Source organism: Lampropedia aestuarii, from assembly GCF_004803635.1.
Taxonomy (GTDB): Bacteria; Pseudomonadota; Gammaproteobacteria; order Burkholderiales; family Burkholderiaceae_C; genus Lampropedia; species Lampropedia aestuarii.
The window spans coordinates 194,255-211,845 of record NZ_SSWX01000004.1; the positions used below are offsets into that span (position 1 = coordinate 194,255).

Annotated in this window: 15 protein-coding genes; 2 read left to right on the top strand and 13 right to left on the bottom strand. The window is 55.4% G+C overall.

The window, feature by feature from the left end; all coding sequences use genetic code 11:
- Positions 1-128 precede the first annotated feature (128 nt).
- From E8K88_RS04760 to metK, 12 genes are all read right to left on the bottom strand, one after another.
- Positions 129-887, bottom strand: a complete 759-nt coding sequence (locus E8K88_RS04760; RefSeq protein WP_168797247.1) for a sigma-E factor negative regulatory protein — start codon at positions 885-887, stop codon at positions 129-131.
- 152 nt (positions 888-1,039) lie between these two features.
- The gene (gene rpoE, locus E8K88_RS04765) at positions 1,040-1,669 is read right to left on the bottom strand and encodes an RNA polymerase sigma factor RpoE (RefSeq protein WP_136405500.1); all 630 of its coding nucleotides are present in this window, start codon (positions 1,667-1,669) and stop codon (positions 1,040-1,042) included.
- Between the two features lie 856 nt (positions 1,670-2,525).
- Positions 2,526-3,770 carry a beta-ketoacyl-ACP synthase II gene (fabF, locus tag E8K88_RS04770; protein WP_136405501.1) on the bottom strand — a complete coding sequence of 415 codons (1,245 nt, stop codon included), beginning with the start codon at positions 3,768-3,770 and terminating at the stop codon, positions 2,526-2,528.
- A gap of 91 nt (positions 3,771-3,861) precedes the next feature.
- On the bottom strand, positions 3,862-4,101 hold the full coding sequence (acpP, locus tag E8K88_RS04775; protein WP_136405502.1) for an acyl carrier protein: 240 nt from the start codon (positions 4,099-4,101) through the stop codon (positions 3,862-3,864).
- 179 nt (positions 4,102-4,280) lie between these two features.
- A complete protein-coding gene (gene fabG / locus E8K88_RS04780) occupies positions 4,281-5,012 on the bottom strand; it encodes a 3-oxoacyl-ACP reductase FabG (protein WP_136405503.1) in 732 nt (243 codons plus the stop codon).
- Complete coding sequence (fabD, locus tag E8K88_RS04785) at positions 5,009-5,962, bottom strand: ACP S-malonyltransferase (protein ID WP_136405504.1); 954 nt, start codon at positions 5,960-5,962, stop codon at positions 5,009-5,011. The genes fabG and fabD overlap by 4 nt, the downstream gene beginning before the upstream one ends.
- A 54-nt stretch (positions 5,963-6,016) precedes the next feature.
- Positions 6,017-6,994, bottom strand: a complete 978-nt coding sequence (locus E8K88_RS04790; RefSeq protein WP_136405505.1) for a beta-ketoacyl-ACP synthase III — start codon at positions 6,992-6,994, stop codon at positions 6,017-6,019.
- A gap of 96 nt (positions 6,995-7,090) precedes the next feature.
- Positions 7,091-8,095 carry a phosphate acyltransferase PlsX gene (gene plsX / locus E8K88_RS04795; RefSeq protein ID WP_276606649.1) on the bottom strand — a complete coding sequence of 335 codons (1,005 nt, stop codon included), beginning with the start codon at positions 8,093-8,095 and terminating at the stop codon, positions 7,091-7,093.
- Positions 8,096-8,243: 148 nt separating this feature from the next.
- Positions 8,244-8,429, bottom strand: a complete 186-nt coding sequence (gene rpmF, locus E8K88_RS04800) for a 50S ribosomal protein L32 (RefSeq protein WP_136405506.1) — start codon at positions 8,427-8,429, stop codon at positions 8,244-8,246.
- Positions 8,430-8,697: 268 nt separating this feature from the next.
- Positions 8,698-9,273, bottom strand: a complete 576-nt coding sequence (locus E8K88_RS04805; RefSeq protein WP_136405507.1) for a YceD family protein — start codon at positions 9,271-9,273, stop codon at positions 8,698-8,700.
- A 76-nt stretch (positions 9,274-9,349) separates the two neighbouring features.
- Positions 9,350-10,417 (bottom strand): Holliday junction branch migration DNA helicase RuvB, encoded by a 1,068-nt coding sequence (gene ruvB / locus E8K88_RS04810; protein WP_136405508.1) that lies wholly within the window; start codon positions 10,415-10,417, stop codon positions 9,350-9,352.
- 592 nt (positions 10,418-11,009) lie between these two features.
- A complete protein-coding gene (gene metK, locus E8K88_RS04815) occupies positions 11,010-12,197 on the bottom strand; it encodes a methionine adenosyltransferase (protein WP_136405509.1) in 1,188 nt (395 codons plus the stop codon).
- A gap of 158 nt (positions 12,198-12,355) precedes the next feature.
- Between metK and E8K88_RS04820 the strand changes: the two genes are divergently transcribed.
- On the top strand, positions 12,356-13,237 hold the full coding sequence (locus E8K88_RS04820; RefSeq protein WP_136405510.1) for a lysophospholipid acyltransferase family protein: 882 nt from the start codon (positions 12,356-12,358) through the stop codon (positions 13,235-13,237).
- Positions 13,238-13,696: 459 nt separating this feature from the next.
- Entirely contained in the window at positions 13,697-14,578 is an 882-nt protein-coding gene (locus tag E8K88_RS04825) for an LpxL/LpxP family acyltransferase (protein WP_136405511.1), read from the top strand.
- A gap of 16 nt (positions 14,579-14,594) precedes the next feature.
- Here the strand turns inward: E8K88_RS04825 and glnE are convergent, their stop codons facing one another.
- On the bottom strand, positions 14,595-17,336 hold the full coding sequence (gene glnE / locus E8K88_RS04830; RefSeq protein ID WP_136405512.1) for a bifunctional [glutamate--ammonia ligase]-adenylyl-L-tyrosine phosphorylase/[glutamate--ammonia-ligase] adenylyltransferase: 2,742 nt from the start codon (positions 17,334-17,336) through the stop codon (positions 14,595-14,597).
- Positions 17,337-17,591 lie beyond the last annotated feature (255 nt).

Here is a 17,591-nt window from a genome sequence, read left to right on the forward strand (position 1 = left end):
ACGTGATTTTTTTCATGGCGTTGTTGCATGATTCAAACGTAAAAGAGCCTGGTGGTACCAGGCTCTTGTTGATGCATCGATTGCTGCGATGCCCGCTCTATGCAGCGGCATCGCGCTGCCGCTTCGGCTCAATGGCTAATCACACCATTGACACTGGCATTGCGAACAAAGGGACCAGGACTTTGCATGGCCACTGAGCTGCCGTACTGGCGATTCAAAATCTCATCGAGTTTAGGGTCACGGATCACAATGCCAGTCACACCATCGGTATCGCGACTAAAGGTTGGAGTCGCGGCACGATTGGCCACCGCCAGCACACTGCGTGAGGGCAATACCTCTTGCACGGCCTCAGGGACAGCAGCAGCGTCTTGAGCAGCGGCCGCCAACACCGCAGGCACTTCTGCGTTGGAGGCCAGCTGCATTGACTGGCCTTGGCTGCGGCCTGACAAATCTGCCACCGTATTCCACCCAATCGCAGCCACCGCCGCCAGGGACGCAAAACCAGCTACCATTTTCCAGCGGAACACCGAGGCATTGGCCGCTTTGCCATGCGTTGCGACTTCGACTGGCGACACCACAGGAGCTGGCTGCAGAAACTCATTCACGCTCGACTGCGGTGTGCTTTGCATTTGCTCAACCGCCAATCGCTCACGGAAAGCATATAAAAAGGCCATGCTATTGTTGGCCGCCGGATTCAGCTCTGGCACACGCATGCTCTGACCGACGACATGGTATTGCTCCCAGACTTGGTAGACCTGCGCGGACAAGCCCGTTTGTGCCTCATGGGCGTCCCAGTGCTGCATGAGCTGCTCAAACTCGTGCTCTGACAATTCACCATCGGCCAGAGCAGACAACAGCACGTTGATATTGTCTGTTCCGTCTTGCAAGCCGGCAGCTCCCTGAAGGGAGGATGTAGAAGAGAGATGCTGCGTCTGCATAATAAACCTCAAATGTGCTTGCGAAACTCCTAGCAAGAAGTCACGTCAATTTCAATCACCAATATGGACTCAAAAGGGCTGCCGCAGCAGCTCACGAACGTTTACCAACGTTTGCCTGTGCGCTTTTCCAGCAAAGGCTTAACCCGTGCAGAGATGGCCTCGCGTGCACGAAAAATGCGAGATCGCACAGTGCCGATTGGACAATCCATGGCTTCAGCAATCGCCTCATAACTGAGGCCATCGATCTCACGCAATGTAACGGCTTGCCTTAAATCCTCAGGCAAATCTTCCATGGCCGCATTGACGGCCTGCGCCACTTCTTTGGCTGCTAATACTGTTTCGGGTGTTTCCTCTGAAGTAAGTTCCATTAAATTTGTAGAATTTTCGTCATCGTCATCCCGACTCCGCAGTGCACTTTCCGAAATAGTCGGATTGCGCTTCATGTCGCTCAGCGTCTTCTTCGCGGTGTTGACTGCAATCCGATATAGCCATGTATAGAACTGCGCGTCGCCACGAAATTGGTGCAGAGCCCGATAAGCACGGATAAAGGTTTCCTGTGCAATGTCTTCGACTATGTCGCTATCGCGCACCATGCGCCCAATCAAACGTTCGATTCGCCGTTGGTATTTGACCACCAACAGCTCAAACGCTCTTTGTTCACCCGCCAAAGTACGCTCTACAAGACGCAAATCGCTTTGATCGTCCGGATTTGCCTGAGTTGTATCTGTCATGCGAAATATCGTTGTTGTTGTAAGCAGCTCGCTACACCCACCACACATGGATGTGCACCACTGGCCAATGCTTTATTGGAATTCAAAAAGATCTGTCAGCTCAGGCTGATGCATCAACTGAGAGGTACTTTACACAAGTTCATGCTTTGGTCTGACAGCAGCCTTGGGCGATTGGCTTTCAGTCCAGCAGCAAAGAATACGTGGAATTTGCCCTAACAGTGTTGGATATCAAAATCCTTAAACAGTTCTGCAAGCAATAGTACAGGAAAGCGCAAACACGCGGAATTTAGTGCTGCGATCGCTGCCTCCAATACAGCACAGCACGCCGTATATCACCCCACAGCTCTGGGGACATGCGCTGCTCAAGCCATAACCAATGCACGCGCGGCTGCTGCGCGCCTTGTGCTGTCTGTGGCTGCATCCATTGCAGGCGCAGTACAAGAAACGATTGACCATCCCAGACACAATCGAGTGTATGAACATGGCTGGCTTGTGGTGGCTGCCCTGCTGCATCTTGCCATGCCCATCCATGGCGCTGCCATTGCAAGCGCCCGCTCGCAGAACATTGCCATTGCCTGAACGCATGAACACTGGCAAGCGCCCATACACACGTGGCCGCTACTGACACCATGCGCTGCCAAACAAATCCAGTTGGCCACACAGACCAGCTCCAGCAGACAATCACAAGCGCCGCAGCCAAGCAAACAACAGCCACAAAAAACCCCGCTCTCACGCTGCGTGAGACGGGGAATTGGAAGGCAGTTGGCGTGTCATGCAGCATGGGCTATACCCAGCATGCAAACGCGCCCATGGCCCGTGCCCGAATAACAAAGCACGGTCTATGGGCCATACAGGCTTAAACGCGCTTGAACACCAAAGTGCCGTTGGTGCCGCCGAAACCGAAGTTGTTTTTCACAGCAACATCGAGCTTCGCATCACGGGCGGTGTTGGCGCAGTAGTCCAGATCACATTCAGGATCGGGATTGTGCAAGTTGATCGTGGGCGGAATTTTCTGGTCGTAGAGCGCCATCACAGTGAAGACGCTCTCCAAACCACCCGCGCCACCGAGCAAGTGACCGGTCATCGACTTGGTCGAGCTCACCACGATGTTCTTGGCGTGGTCACCCAAAGCGGCCTTGATGGCATTGCTTTCGTTGACATCGCCCAGTGGCGTGGAGGTGCCGTGCGCGTTGAGGTAATTGACCTGATCGGCATTGACGCCGGCATTGCGCAATGCGTTGAGCATTGAGCGGCGTGGGCCATCAATATTCGGAGCAGTGATGTGGCTGGCATCGGCACTCATGCCAAAACCGGCCAATTCGGCATAAATGCGCGCACCACGTGCTTTGGCGTGTTCGTACTCTTCGAGCACCATCACACCTGCGCCTTCGCCCAGCACAAATCCATCGCGGTCTCTGTCCCATGGACGGGAAGCGGCCTCTGGATCGTCGTTGCGTGTGGACAATGCCTTCATCGCAGCGAAGCCACCAACGCCCAATGGGCATACGGTTGATTCGGCGCCACCGGCAAGGATCACATCCGCATCACCGTACTCAATCAGACGTCCGGCTTCACCAATGCTGTGCAGGCCTGTTGTACAGGCTGTCACCAGCGACAGGTTCGGACCTTTGAGGCCCAGACGGATCGAGACTTGACCAGCCACCAGGTTGATGATGGTCGATGGGACAAAGAATGGAGAAATGCGGCGTGCGCCACGATTCATGAATTCGCCGTGATTGGATTCAATCAGTGGCAAGCCCCCAATGCCTGAGCCGATGACTACGCCGCAGCGCTCAGCCAACTCTTCGGAGAGTGCGTCTTTGGCCGGCAAACCTGCGTCAGCGTATGCCTGGTGTGCAGCAACGATACCGTAATGGATAAAGGTATCCATGGAGCGTGCTTCTTTGGCATTGATATATGGGCTGATATCAAGGTTTCTCACTTCTCCGGCAATCTTGGCGGAGAAATCAGAAACATCAAATCTTGTGATCGGGCCAATCCCTGACTTTCCAGCCAAGACATTGGACCAAGCCTCAGATACGGTATTGCCGACAGGACTGACACATCCCAGACCTGTGACAACGACTCTGCGTCGACTCATGCGGTGCAATCTTTCAATTGTAAATAGCGCCGCTCACATCGGAGATGGCGCCGAAGAAGAGGCGCAGCTGCTGCCTAGGACAGGCAACCAATCAGGCCTTGTGGTTGGAATTGGCGTAATCAATGGCAGCTTGGACGGTCGTGATTTTCTCAGCGTCCTCGTCTGGAATTTCGATTTCAAATTCGTCTTCCAATGCCATGACCAGTTCCACGGTGTCCAGGGAATCCGCGCCCAGATCAGTCACGAATGACTTTTCATTGGTCACCTGGGACTCTTCAACGCCCAGCTGCTCTGCAATGATTTTCTTAACGCGTGCTTCGATATCGCTCATGTATGGTCCCTCTGAGGGTAGTCAATGAACCCGGAATTTTAGTCGCTCTCACAGCACTTGTGAGAAAAACTGACCGCCCGGGCAATGCGGCATAGGGTTATAGCAGCTCAAAAGCCACCGATGAACACACAGAATTGCAGGCCATATCGTGGCACGGCCATGCAAGCCCATGGTGTACTTTACATCAACATGCCACCGTTGACGTGTAATTCCTGTCCTGTGACATACCCTGCACCGGCCGAAGCCAAGTACACAGTCGCCGCAGCGATATCCTCTGGAGCCCCTAGGCGGCCCAAAGGAATTTGGGTTTTCAAAGCGGCGTGCTGGGCCTCTGGCAGCGCCTCTGTCATGTCCGTAGCAATAAAGCCAGGGGCAATGCAGTTGACGGTAATACCACGGCTGCCGAGCTCACGCGCCAAGGCGCGTGTCATGCCAGCCACTCCGGCTTTGGCCGCTGCGTAATTGGCCTGGCCTGCGTTGCCCATTGCACCGACCACGCTGGTGATGCTGATGATGCGGCCATAACGCTGCTTCATCATCGGCTTGATCGCGGCGCGGCTGATACGAAAAACGGCATTGAGGTTGGTGTCCAGCACCGCATCCCAATCGTCGTCCTTCATGCGCATGGCCAAGGTATCGCGGGTAATGCCTGCATTGTTGACCAGCACGTGCAAGGCGCCATGCTCTTTAACGATGCTCTCGATCAAGGCTTCACCTGCGCCAACATCGTTCACATTCAGCACCGCGCCTTTGGAGGCTCCGCCCAATGCAGCAGTGATTTTTTCCGCGCCCGCTTCAGTCGTGGCAGTACCGATTACGGTATAGCCTTGCGCGGTCAATTCTTTGGCAATCGCAGCGCCAATGCCGCGGGAGGCGCCGGTGACCAGCGCAATCTGGGTGCTTGTTGTCATGCCAGTAATTCCTTGGTTGCTTGCAAAGAAGCTAAATCATAAATAGAGGCTGCTTCCAGCTGCGCTGCAATGCGTTTGGTCATGCCCGCCAGGACTTTGCCAGGACCGCATTCGACCACATGGGTGACGCCTTGTTGCTGCATGGCTTGCACGCACTCGACCCAACGCACCGGGCCAAAGGCTTGGCGGTACAGTGCATCGCGAATAGCGGCAGGCTCTTGCTGCACCAACACGTCGATGTTGTTGATCACCGGGATCTGTGGCGCAGCCAAATCCAAAGCTTCGAGTGCCACACGCAGTTTTTCTGCAGCTGGCTTCATCAAGCTGGAATGGAATGGCGCCGAGACGGGCAATGGCAACACGCGCTTGGCACCTGCCGCTTTCAGCTCAGTGGCAGCAGTTTCCACGCCCAATTTGGTGCCGGCAATCACGGTTTGACCTGGGTCGTTGAAGTTCACGGCTTCGACCACCTCTTGTGTGCCTTGGGCACGCAATTGCTCGGTGACTTGCACACAAATGGCTTTGACCTGCTCAGCCGGCAAGGCCAGCACAGCGGCCATTGCACCGACACCCACCGGCACGGCTTCTTGCATCGCAGCTGCGCGCAAGCGCACCAATGGCGCGGCTTGGGCCAGTGTCAACACACCCGCGGCAACCAGTGCCGAATACTCGCCCAGCGAGTGACCGGCCAAGGCCACGGGCTGGGTGCCCACTTCGGCTTGCCAGACACGCCATGCGGCCACACCAGCGACCAGCATCACAGGCTGGGTGTTGGTGGTCAGCGCCAGGGCTTCTTTCGGGCCTTCATGAATCAATTTCGCCACGTCTTCGTGCAAAGCGTCTGAAGCTTCTTGCAGGGTCTGCACCACCACAGGGTGCTGCTCCCACGCATCCAACATGCCCACGGATTGCGAGCCTTGGCCTGGAAAAACAAAAGCAAATGTCGTCATGATTGTGATTAGTGATTGAGAGATCGAGCGGCATTGCCCATGCCACGCGGCAAATTACATTTGCACGACCACGGCGCCCCAGGTGAAGCCGCCGCCCACGCCTTCCATCAAGACGCGTTGACCTGGTTGAATTTGGCCATTGCGCACCGCATGGTCCAGCGCCAGCGGAATCGACGCGGCCGAGGTATTGCCATGCTGATCGACGGTCACGACCACGCGCTCGGCAGGCACATGCAATTTGCGCGCCGTGCTCTGCATGATGCGGATATTAGCCTGGTGTGGCACCAGCCAATCGATGTCCTCCAACTGCAGCCCGGCTTTTTCCAAAGCAGCACGCGCGGCCTTGTCGAGCAGGCCAACGGCGAGTTTAAAGACCGCCTGGCCATCCATTTTCAAAGTAGGATCACCGATGATCTCACCGCCATACACGTTGCCCGGCACACACAGAATGTCGCGGTAGCGGCCATCGGCATGGATATCGCTGGACAGCACGCCTGGTGTCTCAGAAGCCTCCAAGACCACGGCGCCCGCACCGTCACCGAACAACACGCAGGTGGTTCTGTCCTTGAAGTTCAAAATGCGGCTAAATACTTCAGCGCCAACGACCAAGGCCGTTTTGGCAGTACCGGCACGGATCATCGCATCGGCCACGGTCAGCGCATAAATAAAGCCACTGCAAACCGCCTGCACATCAAATGCTGGGCAGCCGTGCACGCCCAGCTTGTTTTGCAAAATGGTTGCCGTCGATGGAAACACCATATCGGGCGTCGAGGTCGCAACAATGATCAAGTCAATGTCTTGCGCCTGCTTGCCTGCGGCTTCGAGCGCGCGCGTTGCCGCATGCAAACCCAGCTCGCTGCTTGGCACATCACGTTCGGCAAAATGGCGCGCATGGATACCGGTGCGCTCCACAATCCATTGGTCTGATGTCTCCACGCCTTCTTTGGCCAATTGCGCAGCCAAAGTCTGGTTGTCTACCTTGTTAGGCGGCAAATAACTGCCAGTACCTGTTATTTTTGAATAGATTTGCATAGGGAAAGCGATCCATCAATCATTTGATGCGCATGCAGAGCCACTGCCCGCATAAGCCCATCAAAATCCAGTAGCCCGATGGAGTCGTCATGCCAATCAGAACAACACGCTGGCTTGTTGCACACGCGTTTGTATTTTCTGCAGCAACTGATTCTCTGACGCATCCACCGCCTTCATCAACGCGCACTCAAACGCCAGTTGATCAGCAGAGCCATGGCTTTTAAACACCAGCCCACGCAGACCAAGCAGCGCAGCACCATTGTGGCGGCGGTGGTCCAGGCGCTTTTTGAAGGCATTCAAGACAGGCATGGCAGCAATCGCGGCCAGCTTGGTCAAGGCATTGCGCGAGAACTCTTCCTTAAGGACGTTGGAGACCATGGAAGCGAGCCCTTCAGAGGCCTTGAGCGTGACGTTGCCAACGAATCCATCGCACACGACGATATCCGTTGTGCCTTTGAAGATGTCATTGCCCTCGACATTGCCAAAGTAGTTGATCAAGGATTTTTGACCTGCCTCGCGCAGCAGTTCTGCAGCGCGCTTGATCATCTCATTACCCTTGATCGCCTCAGAGCCAATATTGAGCAGACCCACTGTTGGGTTGTCACGTGCCTTCAGCGCCATATCCAGCGCTGAGCCGAGCACGGCGAACTGCAGCAGATGGTGCTCAGTGCAATCGACATTGGCCCCCAGATCCAGCACTGTGGTGGCACCGCCAGTCACATTGGGCATTGGGTAGGCAATTGCAGGGCGCTCAATACCATCCATGGTTTTGAGCACATAGCGCGCAATGGCCATCAAAGCACCGGTATTGCCAGCAGAGACTGCTGCTTGCGCGCGCCCGGCCTTCACGGCCTCAATGGTCAAACGCATCGACGACTGCTTCTTATGGCGCATCGCCACTTCGACAGGATCATCCATCGCCACCACTTCGTCAGTGTGGACGATTTCAACGCGCTCATGACTGGCCGCAGATTGCAAGGCATCCTGATGCCCCACCAACAGCATGCGCAAATGGGCATGCTTGCCAAGCAAACTCAAACAAGCTGGCACCGTGACCTGAGGCCCGGCATCCCCGCCCATGCAGTCGACGGCAATCGTAATAGCAGTGTTTGACAAAGTGTCAGACTTCACTTGTGCGCCAGCGCGACCTCAAGCACGCAAAGCTGCCAGCACACTGCCAGCAGGCTCTGCACGCCCGTTCATGGCCGCAGCGCCGTGCAATAGCTGCAGGCGCTGGCACGCGTCAAACTTAAACTTCAGCAGATTTGTTTTTCAACACGCGACGGCCACGGTAGAAGCCATCTGGAGTGATGTGGTGACGCAGGTGCACTTCACCTGTGGTGGACTCAATCGCAATGCCTGGAGTTGTCAAGGCATTGTGTGAACGGTGCATGCCACGCTTGGATGGCGATTTTTTGTTTTGCTGAACTGCCATGATGGGCTCCTGAAAGTCAAATGCGCAGGATAACAATCTGCGCCACAATAAAAAATTCTCAGTTGAATTCACCAAATCTACGCCATTCAATGGACAAACTGGCAAATACAACAACGCAAAGGCATCAAAAACGCTGCCGGCTAGCCGCCCCAAAAGCTAAGCTACAAGCCAAAAATGCAGGGCTCTTTTTGCGCAAAAGCTAACGATTATATGCCATGCATGGCAAAACATGCAATAGCCAGCACACCAAAGCGCTGATCAGCACCCATTAATCCGCTTTTTCGCCACCTTTTGCCAGCCGCGTGACCGCCAGCTCAGCCAGCTTGGCAAACGGATTGGGCCTGCCGCTGCGTGTGAGCGTAAAGTCTGGCGTGCGCGCTTGCAGCACCACCGGTGGCTGGCAGTCTTCATGCATCACCACCGATGGCAGAGCCATCAGCAAATCATCCTCTACCAGACGCAGCACATTCAGGGGCTCTTCCAAAGACATCACATCTTCGAGTGCCTCCTCGTCTTCCTTATCGGCCTCTTCTTCAGTCGCAACAAAGCGAAACCATTGGCTGGTTTCGACGGCCACATCCACTGGCTGCAAACAACGCTGGCATTGCATGGGCAGCTCGACTTGGGCCTCGCACAATAGCCACGGCACATCGCCTGTCGCTGCATCACTGCGCATCACGCCCGCCGCACGCCAATCGACCTCGATGCGGCTTGCCTCAGTGCCTGCAGCGGCCTCCAGGGCCAAACGCGGCATCTCAGCCAAAGTCATGGACTGCTCAATCACGCCCTGCGCTTTGGCAAAGGCCAGTACATCCAAACGCTCAAATTGGTATTTTTTTTCCATATATCGAATCAACCGTTTTCTTCATGCCCAAGAACAGGCTCTGTGCAGCCTCTTGATTGTTTGCGCGCCCGCCAGTTTAGTCAAACAAGTCTGTCGCTTTTGACTGCGGCGGCATCAAACCAAAATGCCGATAGGCTGCTGCCGTGGCAATGCGCCCGCGTGGTGTACGCTGCAAAAAGCCTTGCTGAATCAAATAGGGCTCGATCACGTCTTCGATCGTATCGCGCTCCTCACCAATGCTGGCAGCGACGTTGTCCAAGCCGACCGGGCCACCGTCAAAACGGTGCAACACTGCCTCCAACAATTTGCGGTCCATGACATCAAAACCGACAGGATCTACATCCAATAGCGCCAGTGCTTTTTGTGCCATCTGCAGCGTAATGCGGCCATCGCCCTTGACATCCGCATAGTCCCTGATGCGGCGCAACAAGCGATTGGCAATACGCGGCGTGCCGCGTGAGCGCTTGGCCACTTCAAGGCTGGCATCGGCATCAATGGGCGCCGCCAACAAGCCCGCACTGCGCGTCACAATCAATGCCAGCTCTTCAGGCGAATAAAACTCCAGCCGCGCGACAATGCCGAAACGGTCGCGCAGCGGGTTGGTCAGCATGCCGGCACGGGTGGTCGCGCCCACCAAGGTAAAGGGCTGCAAATCGAGTTTGATCGAACGCGCTGCAGGCCCTTCACCGATCATGATGTCGATCTGGTAATCCTCCAGCGCCGGATACAGAATCTCCTCGACCACCGGCGACAAGCGGTGGATCTCATCGATAAACAACACATCGTTGCGCTCCAGATTGGTGAGCAAGGCTGCCAAATCACGCGGCTTCTCGAGCACCGGACCGCTGGTTTGGCGCAGGTTCACGCCCAACTCGGTGGCAACAATATGCGAGAGCGTTGTTTTGCCAAGGCCTGGCGGGCCAAACAGCAATACATGGTCAAGCGCCTCGCCGCGCTTGCGCGCCGCGCCAATAAAGATCTCCAACTGCTCCCTGGCCTTGGCCTGCCCGACATATTCTTGCAGGGCTTTGGGGCGCAGCGCCCGCTCCAACGCCTCTTCTCTTGACGAGGTGGCATCCGCGCTCATCACGCGCGGTGGCGGTGCTGGCACATCAGTTGCCCAGCTATCGGTATGAATGCTCATGCAATTGGCAAAGAGAAGAACGCGCTCGCTCACACGCAAATCAAGGGTAAATCATAGCGCCCCACGCTACACAGTCAGAGCGCCACTCTCAGCGGGGCATTTTGCCACGCGATCATCCGCTGCGTTGAACAGACGAGCAAGATCCAAGATATAAGGGTCTGTGCAGCGCCTTCTCTAGGGCACAAAAAAAACGCGCTATCGACACCGATGCGCGCAGGATGAGAAGCAAAAAGAAAAGGCTGCGAGGCTACCTAGGGTGAAGATAGAGAGTGAGGGAGGAGAAGCACCCAAGGAGTCGTCAATCAGGCATGGCCTAAAAGCCTCGCAACCGAAAATTCATGTATTTCTCAAATACAGTGGGTATGACAGCCATGCATCCCAAAAGTTCACCAACTTTTAACAGACAAAGCGTTTCATTAGCATCCAATTGTTTCTTGTCGCTTATGCTAACAAAACACCCTGATTTTCAATCATTTTATTCAGAATAGCCCTGCTGTCAAAAGCTCGAAAACCATGATTGCCTGCAGTCAAGTCGCGTGAAATGTAACTTTTCTGGACTGCGCCTGCGCGCAGCCCAAATTGGCGGTGATGCTCAGTCCTTCAAGCCTGCCGCAGCACGCAACAACTGCGCTTTGTCTGTCGCCTCCCAAGTGAATTCAGGCTCGTCACGGCCGAAGTGGCCATAGGCGGCTGTTTTCTCATAGATCGGACGGCGCAAATCCAGCATCTCAATGATGCCGCGTGGACGCAAATCAAAATGCTGCTGCACCAATTGTGCAATTTGCTCGTCAGGAATCACGCCCGTGCCTTCGGTATAGACAGTGATGTTGATCGGCTTGGCCACACCAATGGCGTAAGAGAGCTGAATCTGCGCTTGTCTGGCCAGGCCAGCAGCCACAATGTTCTTGGCCACATAACGCGCTGCGTATGCCGCAGAGCGGTCCACTTTGGTTGGGTCCTTACCACTGAAAGCACCGCCGCCGTGCGGGCAAGCGCCACCATAGGTATCAACAATGATTTTTCGCCCTGTCAGACCGGCATCGCCTTGCGGCCCGCCAATCACAAAACGGCCAGTCGGGTTCACCAAATACTTGGTGTTTTGCAGCCATTCTTTTGGCAATACCGGCTTGATGATCTCTTCAACCACTGCCTCAATGAAGCTGGACTTGAGTTTGGTCGCGGATTCGCTTTGGTCAGGGCTGTGTTGCGTGGACAGCACCACCGTGTCCACGCTGTGGGGTTTGCCGTCCACGTAGCGCAAGGTCACTTGGCTTTTGGCATCAGGACGTAAAAATGGCAACCGTCCATCACGGCGCAATTGGCTTTGGCGTTCGACCAAGCGGTGCGCGTAATAGATCGCAGCAGGCATCAATTCCGGGGTTTCATCGCAGGCATAGCCAAACATCAAACCCTGATCGCCCGCGCCAATATTGAGCTCGTCGTCACTGGCTCGGTCAACGCCTTGGGCAATTTCCTGGCTTTGCTTGTCATAGGCCACCAACACCGCACAGCCTTTGTAGTCGATACCGTACTCGGTATTGTCGTAACCAATGCGCTTGATGGTGTCACGCGCAACTTGGATATAGTCCACCGTGCCGCCGGAGGTGATCTCGCCGGCCAAAACGACCAAACCCGTATTTGTTAAAGTTTCTGCCGCAACGCGGCTCATGGGGTCCTGGCGAAGCAAGGCATCTAAAATAGCGTCCGAGATCTGGTCGGCCACCTTGTCTGGATGCCCCTCAGAAACGGATTCCGAAGTGAATAAATAATCGTTAGCCACGAAAAAAAGCTCCTTCCATTAAGTACTGTTTAGAGGCGTTGCCCGAAACCACCTAACAAAAGAAGCTCTGGCGAACGCTTTAGCAGATATGTTTAGAGTCGCCCTGCAAGTTGCTCTTTAACTCAGCGACTGTAGCCAAATTCTATCCCTTTTCACCAATGTTCTTAATACTGCGTTTTTTTTCTGTGTTTCCCAGTGCCTTGCTGCAAGCGCTGGGAGGGCTGCTCGGCTGGCTTGTCTTTCTCCTCTCGCCCACGTACCGTAAACGCTTCATCAACAACGCCAAGCAAGCAGGCTTTACATTTGCCCAAGTACGCCCAGCCATTGGCCACGCCGGTCGCATGGTTGCAGAACTCCCCAAGGTCTGGTGTGGCCCTGCCGTGCACGTGGATATGGACCAGGCCACGCGCGAACTGCTTGACCGTGCCTCTCAATCGCAGCAAGGCGTGTTGTTCATCACACCGCATATGGGCTGTTTTGAGCTGGCCTCACAAACTGTTGCGCAGTATTGGGGTGATGCGCGTGGGCCTTTAACCGTACTGTACCGTCCTGCACGCCAACCGGCTTTGGCCAAAATGCTCAAATCGGTGCGCAATCGCAATGGCCAAGAAGCCGTCCCGACCGATATGAGCGGCGTGCGCGCCATGCTCAAAAGTCTGCGTAATGGTGGCTCGGTGGGTATGCTGCCAGACCAGGTGCCGCCTTGGGGCATGGGCGAGTGGGCACCTTTTTTCGGCAAACCAGCCTACACCATGACGATTGCAGCACGCATGATTGCACAAACCAAACCGCAAGTCATCATGGCACGCTGTGAGCGCAAAGCAATTGGTCAAGGCTATCAACTCTATCTACAGGTATTAGAGCTCGATCCCACAGCAGGGCAACGCGAGTTGATCCATCTGATCAACCACGCAGTCGAAGAGCAAATACGCACTTGCCCGGAACAATATATGTGGGGATATGGCCGCTACAAAGTCCCCAGAGGAATGCCGCAAAATTACCCCCACCCCAAAAGCCTGGCAGATTTAGAGTCTTCCTGACTGCTTGCCCAAGACAGCTGTAGCAGCCCATATGTCTGCATGCGCAAAATGGGCAGCGCCGCCATGCGCTTTTTGCGTCTTACAGCTTCTTTTGGTGTTGAGGTTCGCAGTCCCTCTGTTTGAAAACCCCTCGCTGGACATTTAACCCGACTGCGGGTTGTGCCGCTTCTGCTTTTGGGCTGCAACACAGCCTGCGTCGAGACGAGGTGCAGGCTCTGAACGCTGGTATCCGCGATGCAATGCCGCGGCCAATACCTGCCCTGCAAAGCCTTTTCGTGATTAATTCCCTCATAAAACGCTCTTTGTTCAGTCTTGAAACAGACAAAGTGCGTAGTTTGGTTCAAAATCCCGGCCACACACAATTGGCCTGCGCTGCAATGCATACTTGTGCGTTGCGTGTTGCGCACCGCTGCCTCTGTCCCAACTGTTCACTTACCTCTCAAATACTCGAAAGCTCGGATGGCTGCCCACAAACTGACCGGACGTGCAGTCATTGCGCTGATGCACGGGTTGGCGCTACTGCCTTTGCCACTGTTACGCGGCCTTGGCTCTTTGCTTGGCAAAATACTATTCAAAACTGCCAAGCCAAGACGCGAAATCGCCTTGACAAACTTGCGCCTGTGCTTTCCTGAGCTAGACGAAGCCACGCGCGAGCAGTGGGCGCAGCAAACTTTCATTTATTTCTGCCAAACATGGCTGGACCGCAGCTGGCTGTGGACCTCAAAGCCTGAAAAAATCAACAAACGCCTGCGCCTGACAGGCGCGCTGCAAGAGCTCGACAATCCAAGCCCCATGATTTTGCTCGCGCCTCACTTTTATGGTTTGGACGCAGCCGGCGTGGCTATGGCGCTGGGCAGTACACGCACTGCCGTCAGCATCTACACCAAGCAGCCCAACCCCGTCCTCGATGCCTGGATCAAGGAGCGCCGGGCGCGTTTTGGAGAGGTGCTGCTATTCAATCGTGCCGAGGGATTGCGCCCCATCATCAAAGCTTTGCGCGCAGGCGGCGGCCTGTTTTTATTGCCAGACATGAACTTTGGCGAACGTGAGTCCATTTTTGTGCCCTTTTTCGGCATACAGGCTGCCACCGTCTCGTCCTTGTCACGCTTTGCCGAAATGGGCCATGCAAGAGTTGTGCCTTTGCTGTCACGGGTGACCAAAAACGGCTATGAAATTGAACTGCTGCCGCACTGGCAGGACTTCCCGACAGACGATGTGGTGCACGACACAACCCGCATGAGCCAAGAGGTCGAAGCATGGATTCGCACCATGCCCACCCAATATTTTTGGGTGCACAAGCGCTTCAAATCACGCCCACCGGGTGAGCCGCCGATTTATTAAAGGCCTGCGCCTGGATTCAGCTGTGCTCTAGCGCAGCCCACAGCGCCAAACCCGCTTCTTTCAATGCATTTGCCTGCGCCATCGCAATTTGGCCATTGTCTTCATTCAAACGGGCAATGTGCTGCAGGCGCCGCATTTCACGGTACGCATCGGCGGCCGCCGTACCCACACCGTCTGGCAGCAATTGCAGCTCTTGCGCAATGCGCAAGAGCGCAATGTTGCCCGCATTGCGCAGCAGCTCAGGATGCGCACCTGAATAGGCCAAGACCAAGAACTGCGTGGCAAATTCAATGTCGATCATGCCACCCGGACTGTGTTTGAGATCAAAACGATCGGGCGCGACCGCATGCGCCTGGCGCATGCGCACACGCATAGCCCAGATTTCTTGCCTGAGTGCCGCCTTATCACGCGGCGCTTGAATCACCGCCTCGCGCACTTTGTCGAACTGGGCGCGCAAATGCTCAGAACCCATGACAAAACGTGCCCGTGTCATCGCTTGGTGCTCCCAGGTCCAGGCCGTATTACTGCCGCGTTGCTGTTGGTAGTCGGCATAGGCCTTGAAGCTGGTCACCAGCAAGCCGGAATTGCCATTGGGGCGCAGGGCGGTATCAATTTCGTACAAGTCGCCCTCGGCCGTTTTGGCTGTCAACCAAGTGATCAGCTTGCGCACCAGGCTGGCATAGACCTCGGGGGCATCGTCATGGTCGTCATCATAGACAAAGACAATATCCAGGTCGCTGCCGTAACCGAGCTCTTTGCCACCCAGCTTGCCATAGCCAATGATGGCAAATTCAGGCAATTCACGATGGCGCTTGCGCAAGCGCGACCAGCACCACTGGGTCGTTGTGAGCAAAATCGTATCGGCCAGGGCGCTCAAATCATCGGCAACGTCTTCAACGCTGATTTTTCTCTCCACATCACGTGCCAAGGTGCGAAAGGTCTCGGCATGCTGGCCACGGCGCAGCACATTCATCAAGTTTTCGTCATCGTCCTCACGGGTGTGGTTCAAGGCCTCGTAGCGCAGCGTCAACTCCTCAGCAAACGCCAGGGCGTCAAAGCGCTCATACAGCATGCTGCCGCTGGCGAGCTCATCGACCACACCTGGGTGTCTGCGCATATAGCGCAAAGGCCATTTTGTCGCACCGAGCAAATTAAGCAAGCGAGAGAAGATCGCAGGCCGCTCAATCAACAGCGCAAAATAGCTGTCACGCCCCAGCAAAGACTCCATCCATTCACAAAAACCCGTTGCGGAGGCCTCTGAAATTTCGTCTCGACCCAACTTCTGCGCCGTGGTATGTAACAGCGTCAAAACACGCGCCATCGCATCCTCGCGCAGCGCCTGAAAGCGTGTCAGCTCGGGCCACTTGTCCAGTTTTTCGACCATCGCAGGCGGCACTTGCTCAAGCAGCTTCTCAAACGACGCGGGGTGCGAGGGCGATTTGCTGCACTTGCCTTTGTGGCAGGTGGGGCTTTTTGAGCTGCCCAGCAAGGCATCAAATTCTTGCGCTACCAATTCACGGTGCTGGTCCAAGGCACGCAAAAAACCACACACATCGTCAAACTGCATGGTCAGGGCAATCCAGTGCAAATCCTCGTCTGCCGTCGGCAGCACATGGGTTTGCTGGTCATCCAAGTATTGAATACGGTGCTCGGTCTGGCGCAAAAAAACGTACGCATCGTGCAATTTTTGTGCAGTGGCCTCCGGCATCAAGTCCGCCCTTGCCAGACGGCTCAAAGCCTCTAATGTGGGCCGGCAACGCAGCTCAGGGAAGTTGCCGCCCCGCACAACTTGCAGCAACTGCACGGTGAATTCAATTTCTCGAATGCCGCCACGCGAAATTTTCACGTCATTGGCCCGCTCCGGGCGGCCTGCACAACGGATATTGGCGTGTTCACGAATTTGGCGGTGCAAATCACGCAGCGCATCAAACACCGAATAATCCAGATAACGGCGAAACACAAACGGCAGCACGGCCTCGCGCAATTTCTGCACGTTGCTGCTGCGCACCACAGCCGCAGGTGCAACCACACGGCTCTTGAGCCAGGCAAAGCGCTCCCACTCCCGGCCATGCATTAAGAAGTACTGGTTGAGCGCTCCCAGCGAGATCGCAGCAGGCCCAGACTTGCCATGGGGTCGCAGCGCCAAATCCATGCGAAATACAAAGCCATGCTCGGTGGTGTCACCCACAACCACTTGGATATGCCGCACCAGTTGCGCAAAATACTCTTGGTTGCTGACAATGCCTCGGCCTGAAGCATTGCCGCTGGTCTCACCGTCGCTCTCGAACACATAAATGAGGTCAATGTCGCTTGAGACGTTGAGCTCTCTGGCGCCCAGCTTGCCCATGCCAATCACCCAGAACTGCACTGGCTGGCCCTGTTCGTCAAGCGGCGCGCCATAGCGCTGCTGCAATTGTGCATGGCCGTGTGCACAGGCCTGGTCCAACGCCAGCTCAGCCAGCTCGGTCATGGCCAGAGTTACCTCTTGCATCGGAACAAACAGCTGCACATCGCGCTCAATCAGGCGACTCATCACCAGTTGCCGCAAAATCCTCAGCGCCGCGCTCAGCCCATGCTGCAAGAGCAAGGCTTGCAACGCCTGCTCCATCGATGCCCGGTTAACGGCCCCCTCTGGCAGCAAAGCCAGCTCATCAGCATAGCGACGCTGTACGCGCTGGTAATAGCGTGAATACTCAGCCGCATGCACCCAAGTCCGGTCAAACGAACTATCAGAACATTCTGTAGAAGAGGACAACATCTTGCAGGGCCAACACAAAGCAGTAAAAGGAAACTTTCCCGACTCCAATGAGCCAAAGCCCATCATGCCTCTAGCCAGGGCCTGGTGCCTGTGGCCAAATACAAGGAAGAATCGCGTAATCATTGATTTTGTCGCAGTCACGCACACCATGGAATGCGCGCTAACGATACCCAACCTAAAGAAACGGTTAAGAACCTGTTTGCGATCTTGTCGCAGACCGCGTTGGCATTGCCTTGGCACTCGGCCTTGGCTGCA

Coding starts and splice junctions, on each gene's coding strand:
- rpoE (WP_136405500.1), bottom strand. CDS start 1,669: ATGACAGATACAACTCAGGCAAATCCGGACGATCAAAGCGATTTGCGT.
- fabF (WP_136405501.1), bottom strand. CDS start 3,770: ATGAGTCGACGCAGAGTCGTTGTCACAGGTCTGGGATGTGTCAGTCCT.
- acpP (WP_136405502.1), bottom strand. CDS start 4,101: ATGAGCGATATCGAAGCACGCGTTAAGAAAATCATTGCAGAGCAGCTG.
- fabG (WP_136405503.1), bottom strand. CDS start 5,012: ATGACAACAAGCACCCAGATTGCGCTGGTCACCGGCGCCTCCCGCGGC.
- fabD (WP_136405504.1), bottom strand. CDS start 5,962: ATGACGACATTTGCTTTTGTTTTTCCAGGCCAAGGCTCGCAATCCGTG.
- E8K88_RS04790 (WP_136405505.1), bottom strand. CDS start 6,994: ATGCAAATCTATTCAAAAATAACAGGTACTGGCAGTTATTTGCCGCCT.
- rpmF (WP_136405506.1), bottom strand. CDS start 8,429: ATGGCAGTTCAGCAAAACAAAAAATCGCCATCCAAGCGTGGCATGCAC.
- E8K88_RS04805 (WP_136405507.1), bottom strand. CDS start 9,273: ATGGAAAAAAAATACCAATTTGAGCGTTTGGATGTACTGGCCTTTGCC.
- ruvB (WP_136405508.1), bottom strand. CDS start 10,417: ATGAGCATTCATACCGATAGCTGGGCAACTGATGTGCCAGCACCGCCA.
- E8K88_RS04820 (WP_136405510.1), top strand. CDS start 12,356: ATGTTCTTAATACTGCGTTTTTTTTCTGTGTTTCCCAGTGCCTTGCTG.
- E8K88_RS04825 (WP_136405511.1), top strand. CDS start 13,697: ATGGCTGCCCACAAACTGACCGGACGTGCAGTCATTGCGCTGATGCAC.
- glnE (WP_136405512.1), bottom strand. CDS start 17,336: ATGTTGTCCTCTTCTACAGAATGTTCTGATAGTTCGTTTGACCGGACT.